The following is a 9,220-nucleotide window of genomic DNA, read 5'->3' as shown; positions in this document are numbered from 1 at the left end:
CCCCAACATCCCGGGGCCGCGCGGCGGAACCCGGGATCCTAACCGCCGACGTTGCTTGAAAGAGCGGACAGTGTTCCGCTTCATCCTGAAGCGTCGGCGGTGATGGATCCCGGGCTCTCGACTTCGTCGAGCCCCGGGATGACGCCGGGGGTGAGAAGAATGGGAAGGCAACACATCGTTTCCTTCCCCAAACCCACTCACTTCGCCGGATCGACCAGCGTCAGCTTGCCGGTGAACGGCTTGTCCTGCTTCGTCGTGGCGGTGCAGCCATAGGTATACTCGCCGGGCGCGATGGTGCGCAGGCGAATCTCGCCCTTGCCGTTGGCCTTGACCATGTAGGCGTCGTTGCTCGCCACGTGGACCACGTCGCCGTCATGGTGGAGCACGTTCTTGTTCTGGAAGATCTGCGGTGCGGTGAGCGACACCTGCAGGTTCGACTGGTTGGTCACGTGCAGGTCGACGTTGCTCTGGGCCGGCAGGCGCAGCTCGGCCGGCGCGCAGGCCAGGACGCCGTTCTCGGCGGTGATCGTCACCTCGACCGGCGGCATCGCGTCGGTCTTGGGCGGCGGCAGGTCGTTGGCGGCGCGGGCCCCGCCCGACAGGGCGACGGCGAGGAATGCGGCGGCCGTGGCGGCGCGGAGGGAGATGGTCATCGGTGTCGGGCTCCTCTCGGAGGTCAGAACGAGGTCGAGGCCAGAACGCCAGGTTGCGCCCGATGTTTCCTCGCGCATCCCGATCATCCCGCGACCGATGCCCGCCGGGGTGGCGGCCGAGGTCGGCGGTCTCGCGCAGGGCGGGCAAGCGACGACATTCCACTCCGCTCCCGATCATCCGGAGACGAAGCGTCTCCGGATGAAGCGGAAATTGCCACGCTTCGTCCATTGCGCTGGCGCTGCGTTGCAGCAAGGATGGCGCCCGAACGACGACAGGGATGCCCCGATGATCATCGACCGCCGCGACGCCCTCAAGCGGGCCGGCCTCCTCGCGCTCGGCACCGCTTCCTGGAGCCCGGCGGCCCTGACGCGGGCTCTGGCCCAAGGTGCTTCGGCTCAAGGTGCTTCGGCTCAAGGTGCTTCGGCCCAGGGAACCGCGCCCCGGCGCGGCGGCGTGCTGACGGTGCAGCTCAACGGCGAGCAGCGGGTGCTCAACCCGGCGATCCGCGCCTCGACCGGCGTCTACGTCATCACCTCGAAGATCGTCGAGCCGCTGGTCGATCTCGATCAGGACGGCAAGCCGGCGGGGGTTCTCGCCACCTCCTGGGAGGCCGCACCCGACGGCAAGACCGTGACCTTCCGGTTGCGTCAGGGCGTGACCTGGCACGACGGCAAGCCCTTCACCTCCGCCGATGTCCAGTACACCGCGATGGAGCTGTGGAAGAAATACCTGAATTACGGCACTCAGCTTCAGCTCTACCTGGAGGCCGTCGATACGCCCGATCCGCACACGGCCGTGTTCCGCTATTCCCGCCCGATGCCGCTCAACCTGCTGCTGCGGGCCCTCTGCGACCTCGGCTACGTCGCGCCCCGGCACGTCTTCGAGGGCACGAACGTGCTCGAGAACCCGGCCAACACGGCACCGATCGGCACCGGGCCGTTCAAGTTCGTGTCGTACGAGCGCGGCCAGCACGTCATCGCGGAGCGCAACCCCAACTACTGGCGCGAGGGTTTTCCGTATCTCGACCGGATCGTCTGGCGCTTCATCACCGACAAGGCGGCGGCCTCGGCGGCGCTCGAGACCGGCCAGGTCCAGCTCTCGACCTACAACGCGCTGGCGCTCGCCGATCTCGACCGGCTGAAATCGGATCCGCGCTTCACCGTGTCGAGCAAGGGGCTGGAGGCCAACGCCTTCAACAACACGCTGGAATTCAACACCCGCCGCAAGGAGCTCGCCGACGTGCGGGTGCGCCGGGCGATCGCGCACGCCATCGACGTGCCGTTCTTCATCGAGAACTTCATCTACGGCCTCGGGAAGCCGGCGACCGGGCCGATCCCGTCCTCCTCGACCGCCTTCTACCCGAACAACCCGGCCCCCTATCCGTTCGACCCGAAGAAGTCGGCGGCGCTCCTCGACGAGGCCGGGTACAAGCGCGGGGCGGGCGGGACCCGGTTCGCGCTCAAGCTGGTGCCGATCATGAACGGCGAGGACGTGCCGCTGCTCGCCACCTTCATCCAGCAATCGCTCCAGGCGGTCGGGATCAAGGTCGACATCGTCAACCTCGACACGGCGGGCGCCCTCTCCACCGTCTACCGCGACTGGAACTTCGACCTCGCCACCGGTTGGCACCAGTACCGCGGCGACCCCGCCGTCTCGACCACCGTGTGGTACCGCTCCGGCTCGCCCAAGGGCGCTCCTTGGACCAACCAGTACGGCTGGCAATCCGACCTCGTCGATCGGCTGACCGACGAGGCGGCGAGCGAGCTGGATCCAGAGAAGCGCAAGGCGCTCTACGCCCAGTGGGTGAAGGCCGTGAACGACGAGATCCCGGTCTGGATGATGACCGAGCGCACCTTCCTCTCGGCGACGAGCAAGCGCGTGCACGGGGACCACAACACCCCGCGCTGGGGCTCGGGCGATTGGCACGACGCGTGGATCGAGGCGTGAAACCTTCGTTGATGACGCGCGCGACGCGTAACCCTCCCCCCACTGCGGGGGAGGGTGGCCTGCGGAGCAGGCCGGGAGAGGGGAACCACGGTTCCGGAAGGGTCGCGCGCGTCATGAAGAGCGCCACGTGCTTCAGCGTCGCGCCGCCCCTTTCGGCGGGACTTCGTCCCGCTGCGCCCACTCCGTTCGCCACCCTCCCCCGCCGAGGGGGGAGGATTCGGGGCGGCGCGGCGCCTGAGGCCCACCCATGACCATCCTCCTCCTGGCGCTGCGCCGCCTCGCCGCCAGCCTGCCGACGCTCCTCGTCATCCTGGCGGGGCTGTTCCTGCTGCTCCAGCTCGCCCCCGGCGACACCGTGGACGCCCTGATGGCCCAGATGGGCGGCGGCGATCCGGCGACCGCCGAGGAGCTGCGCCGCTATTACGGGCTCGACCTGCCGGCGGCGGCCCAGCTCGCCCGCTACCTGTGGCGGCTGGTGCAGCTCGACCTCGGCCAGTCGGCGATCTACGGCAAACCGGTCGCCACGGTGATCGCCGAGCGCCTGCCGGTGACGCTCATGCTGATGGGCGCCTCGCTCAGCCTTGCCTTCCTCGGCGGGATCGTGCTCGGCGTGCTCGCGGCGCGGCGGATCGGGCAATGGCCCGACACCCTGATCTCGACGCTCGGCCTGATGTTCTACGCCACGCCGTCGTTCTGGTTCGGCCTGATGGGGATCGTGCTGTTCGCGATCCATCTCGGCTGGCTGCCGGCCGGCGGCATCGAGGAGGTCGGCGCGGGCCATACCGGCCTCGCCCGGATCCTCGACATCGCCCGCCACCTCGTCCTGCCGACCCTGACCCTGGCTCTCGTCTTCCTCGCCACGTACCTGCGGATCATGCGCGCCTCGATGCTGGAGGTGATGAGCCTCGACTACGTCCGCACCGCCCGCGCCAAGGGGCTGGGGGAGACCGGCGTGATCGTCCACCACGCCCTGCGCAACGCGCTCCTCCCCATGGTGACCCTGGTGGGGTTGCAAGCCGGCACGATGCTCGGCGGCTCGGTGGTGGTGGAGAGCGTGTTCGCGCTACCCGGCCTCGGGCGGCTCGCCTACGAATCGGTGGTGCAGCGCGACCTCAACACCCTGCTCGGCATCGTGTTCGTCTCGGCGCTCCTCGTCATCACGGTGAATTTCGTGGTCGACCTGATCTACGGCCGGCTCGATCCGCGCATCGCGGCGGGGCGCTGACGCGATGGCGGCTCTGACACGCTACCTGCGCAACCCGGCGGCGGTTCTGGGCGCCGTGCTGCTCCTCCTGGTGCTCGCCGTCGCGCTCGCCGCGCCGGTGCTGTTCCCGAAGGACCCGCTCGGCCTCGCCGGCCGGCCGCTGCAATGGCCCTTCGCCAACCCGAAGGTCTGGCTCGGCACCGATGCGAGCGGGCGCGACATCGCCGCCCAGGTGTTCCACGGCGCCCGGGTCTCGCTGCTGATCGGCCTCGTCGCGACGGTGATCGCCATCGCGATCGGCATCGCGGTCGGCGCGGTGGCGGGCTTCTACGGCGGGATCGTCGACGACGCCCTGATGCGGGTGACGGAGGCGTTCCAGACCCTGCCGAACTTCCTGCTGCTGCTCGTGCTGGTGGCGGTGTTCGGCTCGGACATCACCACCGTCACGGTGGCGATCGGGCTCGTCTCCTGGCCCGCCCCGGCCCGGCTCACCCGGGCGGAGTTCCTCTCCCTGCGCAACCGCGAATTCGTCCAGGCCTGCCGGGTGCTCGGCATGGGGGATGCCCGCATCATCGCCCGCGAGATCCTGCCCAACGCCCTGCCGCCGGTGATCGTCTATGCCAGCGTGGTGATGGCGGTGGCGATCCTGCTCGAGAGCGCGCTGGCCTTCCTCAACCTCTCGGATCCGAACGTCGCCTCCTGGGGCAACCTGATCGGGGCCGGGCGGGGCGTGCTGCGCACCCAATGGTACGTCTCGGCGATCCCCGGACTGGCGATCCTGGTGACGGTGCTCGCCGTGTCGCTGGTCGGCCAGGGCCTCAACGACGCCTTCAACCCGCGCCTGCGCGGCCCCGCCCCCGTGAAAACCGCGTCATGAGCGACACCCTCCTCTCGGTCCAGACGCTCTCGGTCCGCCTGCCGCCGGGGGCCGACCGCAGCCACGCGCTGGCCGACGTCTCGCTGTCGCTCGCCGCCAACGAGATCCTGTGCGTCGTCGGCGAGTCGGGCTCGGGCAAGTCGGTCCTCGCCAACACGGTCATGCGGCTGCTGCCGCCGGGCGTGCGGCCCGATGCCGGGCAGGTGCTGTTCCAGGGCCGCGACCTCGTCCCCGCCTCGGAGGCCGAGATGCGGCGCCTGCGGGGTGCCTCGATCGGCATGATCTTCCAGGAGCCGATGACGGCCCTGAACCCCCTGCGCCGGGCCGGCGACCAGATCGCCGAGACCTTCCGCATCCACACCACGCTCGGTGCCCGGGAGATCCGGGACAAGACCCTGGCGCTGCTGGCCGAGGTGCGGATGCCCGACCCGGCGGCGGCGCTCCGGGCCTACCCGCACGAGCTCTCGGGCGGGCAGCGCCAGCGGGTGATGATCGCCATGGCGCTGGCGCTGGAGCCGGCCCTCCTCATCGCCGACGAGCCGACCACGGCGCTGGACGTGACGACGCAGGGGCGGATCCTGGCGCTCATCCGCGAGATCCAGGCCCGGCGCGGCATGGGCGTGCTGTTCATCACCCACGATTTCGGGGTGGTGGCGGAGATCGCCGACCGGGTCGCGGTGATGCAGGCCGGGCGCCTCGTCGAGGAAGGCCCGGCCGGTGCCGTGCTCAACCATCCGCAGGCGCCCTACACGAAGGCGCTGATCGGCGCGGTGCCGCCGCTGCTGCCGCGCCCGCCGCGCCCGGCCTCCGGGCCCGCGATCCTGTCGCTCGACGGCGTCTCGAAGACCTACCGCAAGGGCGGCGGCCTCATCCCGGGCCGGGCCCGCGTCACCCACGCGGTCAAGGACGTGAGCCTGGCCCTGCCCCGGGGCACGACGCTCGGCATCGTCGGCGAATCGGGCTCCGGCAAGTCGACGCTGGCCCGCTGCATCGTGCGCCTGCTCGATCCCGACAGCGGCACGATCCGCCTCGGCGATACCGATCTGGCCCGCCTGTCGCGCCGCGAGATGCGGGGCCAGGCCCGCCGGGTGCAGATGGTGTTCCAGGACCCCTTCGCCTCGCTCAACCCGCGCCGGCGCGCCGGGGAGCTGGTGGCGCAGGGGCCGATGCTCCAGGGCGTCTCCCGATCCGAGGCGCTGGCGAAGGCACGGGACCTGTTCGGCCTCGTCGGGCTCGATCCGTCCGCCATGGACCGCTTCCCGCACGAATTCTCCGGCGGCCAGCGCCAGCGCATCGGGCTCGCCCGGGCGCTCGCCCTCGAACCCGAGGTGCTGGTCGCCGACGAGCCGGTCTCGGCCCTCGACGTGTCGGTCCAGGCCCAGGTGCTGGCGCTGCTCGACTCGCTGCGCGACCGGCTCAAGCTCTCGATGCTGTTCATCACCCACGACCTGCGGGTCGCCGGCCAGATCTGCGACCGCATCGCCGTGATGAAGGACGGCGCCGTCGTCGAGGCCGGCCCGACCGCGGAGGTCTTCGCCGCCCCGCAGGCCGCCTATACCCGTGCCCTCCTGGAGGCGGTGCCCGGCCGCTCCTGGATCCCCGGCCGCCCGCAGGTCCCCGCGGCCTGACGGGCCGGCCGCCTGAAGAGGAAACCCCGATGCCCCTCACCCTCGACCATCTCGTCATCGCGGTCGCCGACCTCGACGCCGCCTTCGCGGATTACTCCGCCCTCGGCTTCACGGTGATCCGCGGCGGCGAGCACCAGAACGGCATCACCCACAACGTGCTGGTGGTGCTGGCGGACGGCGCCTACCTGGAGCTGATCGCCTTCAAGACGCCGGAGCCCGGCAACCGCTGGTCCGAGGTCTATCATCGCGCCGGCGAGGGCTTCCTCGACCACGCGCTGCTGCCCTCCGACATCGACGCCGACGTGAAGGCGGCGCAAGCCCGCGGGCTCGACATCGCCGACCCGGTCCCCGGCGGCCGCTTCCGGCCGGACGGCGCCCGCCTCGACTGGAAGACCGCGCGGGCGCCGGGCTCCGACGTGCCGTTCCTGTGCGGCGACGTCACGCCCCGCGCGCTTCGGGTGCAGGAGGGCGACGTGCGCCGCCACGACAACGGGGTCACGGCCGTGGCGTCGGTGACGGTGGCGGTGCGCGACGTCGAGGCGTCCCGCGCCCGCTACGCCGCCCTGCTCGGCACCGGAGCCGACGCGCCGATCGTCGAGGCGGAGATCTCGGGGAGCCCGGCCCGCGCCGTGACCCTGCCGCTCGGTCCCGCCACCACCGTCACCCTGGCGAGCCCGAAGGGATCGGACGGGGCCCTGGCGGAGGCGCTCGCGGCGCGGGGCGAGGGCCCGGTCGCGGCGGCGTTCCGGGCCGCGACGGGAGCGGGCGACCTCGACCTGCGCCTCACCCACGGGGCGCGGCTCGCGATCGTGGCAGGCTAGATCACCCGCGATGGGCTGACGCGCCGCGCGGCGGCGCCGTCAGTTCGTCCAGGCGGACGGCGCCTGGTCGGCCGCGAGGCCGCGGCCGATCTCCAGGAGCAGCATGTCGGCGAGGCGGCGCAGGAACGGATCGTGCCAGTCGTCGACCGCGCGGCGGACGGCGATGCCGTGCTCGGCGGCGCGCTCCAGGGGATGGGCGACGGGCTCGTCGGGTCGGGCACCGGTCAGGTCGACGACGACGCCCCGTCCCTCGGTCGGCCGGCCCGCCGCGTCGCGGTCGCAGCGGCCGCAGGCCACGACCCAGCGCACGTCGCCGTCCCGCGCCAGCAGCCGATAGGGCAGGACGTAGGACCCGCCCTCCGCCGCCGCCCGGCGGATCCGGGCCAGCACGCCGTCGCGGTCCTCCGGGTGGATGCGCTCCAGGAGGAGGGGGATCGGAGCGCCGGAGCGCAGGCAGGCGGGATCGAGCCCGTGGAAGGCCGCCATGCGGTCGTCGCCGCACAGGATGTCGCGACCGATATCCCATTGCCAGGTCGCCACCGCGTCCTGCGCCGCACAGGCCGCCGCCAGCGCTCCCGGCGGCAGATCCGCCGGCTCCCCGTTTCGTCCCCGCACATCCATCTCCGCCGACCACGTCCCGCCGGACCGCCCACCCGCGGGACACATTGCAACTCCTGCGCGCAGGGGTAGTTTTCCACCAGCCGGACGTCAAGGTTCCGGCAATGCGCTCAGGCCAAAGGTGCAATGCAGCCGCCCATGGCCACCCCGCAGAGCCACCCCGTCAGCGATATTCCCTAAAATTATACTCAATTATGCGCGGCAACGATCTCAAGGCATGACCTAGCGGACCTGGGTGAGCCGGATCACGCGCCGAGACTTTCGGAAAATAGACTTTTCACGACGGCATGCGGCGCCATGATGCGGGGATGTCGCTCCCCGGGCGCCCTGCGCCGTGATGCCGTCGTGCCGCGGCGCCCTATCTCCGGGGGGCGCGATGTCCGGCCCGGCATCCGTCGCGTCGGGGACCCGCGCCCCGGCCTTCGCACATGGCGCGCGCACATGGCGCGGCTCGTCCCGCCCTCGCTCCCCCGATCCCGCATGATCCCTTCCGCCGATCCGTCCCAGGTCGACTCGACCGCCCACATCATCCAGGTGGCGCTGACGCCGGTCTTCCTGCTCTCCGGCATCGCGACGCTGCTCAACGTCTTCTCGACCCGCCACGCCCGCGTCGCCGATCAGGTGGAGAAGCTCTCCGACCGCGCGACCGAGCGGCCCGGCGACCAGGCCCGGCTCCGGGACCTGCGCCGGCGCAGCCTCGCCCTCGACGTGGCGGTGGTGATCGCGGCCATCGGCGGCGTCGCGATCTGCGGCGCGGTGCTGACGCTGTTCCTCGGCACCCTGCGGGACGCCGCGGTGGCGAGCGTGCTGTTCGCCCTGTTCGGCACCGCGATCGTCTGCACCCTGGCCTCGCTGACCGCCTTCGCGGTCGAGATGATGCTGGCGAGCCGCACCGTGCGCACCGAGGTGGCCGCGCAGCAGCAGGAGGACGCCCAGACGGACACGCGGGAGGACCGCGTGGCGCGCTGAGGCGCGGAACCGTCGCCGACGAGCCCGGTTCCCCCGAGGAACCCTGTCCCCGACCCGGAGCGCGCCATGCCGACCGAACTCCCGAACGAACGCTCCTTGCGCGAGCCCGGCTCGATGGAGCTCGACCCCTCCGGCGACGGCATCGCCCTCGACGAGACCCGCCGGCTGATCGCCTCGAACAAGGTCGAGGGCACCGCCGTCTACGACCGCAAGGGCGAGCATCTCGGCAGCGTCTACAACTTCATGGTCGACAAGGTCACGGGCCAGGTCGCCTACGCGGTCCTGTCCTTCGGCGGGTTCCTGGGCTTCGGCGAGAGCTATCATCCGGTGCCGTGGAAGGCCCTGACCTACGACGTGCGGCTCGGCGGCTACGTCATCGACATCGATGCCGACACCCTGGCCGGCGCACCGCGGCACGGCCCGGGCGAGGACCCGTTCACGGACCCGTCCTATGGCGGGCGCCTCGACGATTACTACGGCGGCCGCGCCCCGACGATCTGAG

Annotated in this window: 9 protein-coding genes; 7 read left to right on the top strand and 2 right to left on the bottom strand. The window is 71.4% G+C overall.

The features are described from left to right. Nucleotides 1-197: 197 nt before the first annotated feature. On the bottom strand, nucleotides 198-653 hold the full coding sequence (locus tag VQ03_RS10760; RefSeq protein ID WP_048450867.1) for a cupredoxin domain-containing protein: 456 nt from the start codon (nucleotides 651-653) through the stop codon (nucleotides 198-200). A 286-nt stretch (nucleotides 654-939) separates the two neighbouring features. On the opposite strand from VQ03_RS10760, the gene VQ03_RS10755 reads away from it, so the two are divergent. The 5 genes from VQ03_RS10755 (at nucleotide 940) to VQ03_RS10735 (ending at nucleotide 7,131) form a co-directional block, all read left to right on the top strand. After that, entirely contained in the window at nucleotides 940-2,601 is a 1,662-nt protein-coding gene (locus tag VQ03_RS10755) for an ABC transporter substrate-binding protein (RefSeq protein WP_083467919.1), read from the top strand. A gap of 247 nt (nucleotides 2,602-2,848) precedes the next feature. Then, a complete protein-coding gene (locus tag VQ03_RS10750; protein ID WP_048450866.1) occupies nucleotides 2,849-3,826 on the top strand; it encodes an ABC transporter permease in 978 nt (325 codons plus the stop codon). Nucleotides 3,827-3,830: 4 nt separating this feature from the next. Next, entirely contained in the window at nucleotides 3,831-4,682 is an 852-nt protein-coding gene (locus VQ03_RS10745; RefSeq protein WP_048450865.1) for an ABC transporter permease, read from the top strand. Continuing rightward, nucleotides 4,679-6,310 (top strand): ABC transporter ATP-binding protein, encoded by a 1,632-nt coding sequence (locus VQ03_RS10740; protein WP_048450864.1) that lies wholly within the window; start codon nucleotides 4,679-4,681, stop codon nucleotides 6,308-6,310. The genes VQ03_RS10745 and VQ03_RS10740 overlap by 4 nt, the downstream gene beginning before the upstream one ends. Nucleotides 6,311-6,339: 29 nt before the next feature. Continuing rightward, complete coding sequence (locus VQ03_RS10735; protein WP_048450863.1) at nucleotides 6,340-7,131, top strand: VOC family protein; 792 nt, start codon at nucleotides 6,340-6,342, stop codon at nucleotides 7,129-7,131. Nucleotides 7,132-7,170: 39 nt separating this feature from the next. Here the strand turns inward: VQ03_RS10735 and VQ03_RS10730 are convergent, their stop codons facing one another. Then, a complete protein-coding gene (locus VQ03_RS10730; RefSeq protein ID WP_167376074.1) occupies nucleotides 7,171-7,746 on the bottom strand; it encodes a PAS domain-containing protein in 576 nt (191 codons plus the stop codon). Nucleotides 7,747-8,229: 483 nt separating this feature from the next. Between VQ03_RS10730 and VQ03_RS10725 the strand changes: the two genes are divergently transcribed. Next, nucleotides 8,230-8,718: a DUF2721 domain-containing protein gene (locus VQ03_RS10725; protein ID WP_048450862.1), complete on the top strand. Its 489-nt coding sequence runs from the start codon at nucleotides 8,230-8,232 to the stop codon at nucleotides 8,716-8,718. 66 nt (nucleotides 8,719-8,784) lie between these two features. Beyond that, nucleotides 8,785-9,219, top strand: coding sequence for a PRC-barrel domain-containing protein (locus VQ03_RS10720; protein ID WP_048450861.1), 435 nt, complete (start codon nucleotides 8,785-8,787; stop codon nucleotides 9,217-9,219). Nucleotide 9,220 lies beyond the last annotated feature (1 nt).

Source organism: Methylobacterium tarhaniae (assembly GCF_001043955.1).
GTDB lineage: Bacteria > Pseudomonadota > Alphaproteobacteria > Rhizobiales > Beijerinckiaceae > Methylobacterium > Methylobacterium tarhaniae.
This window is presented reverse-complemented; position numbering and strand designations above follow the sequence as displayed.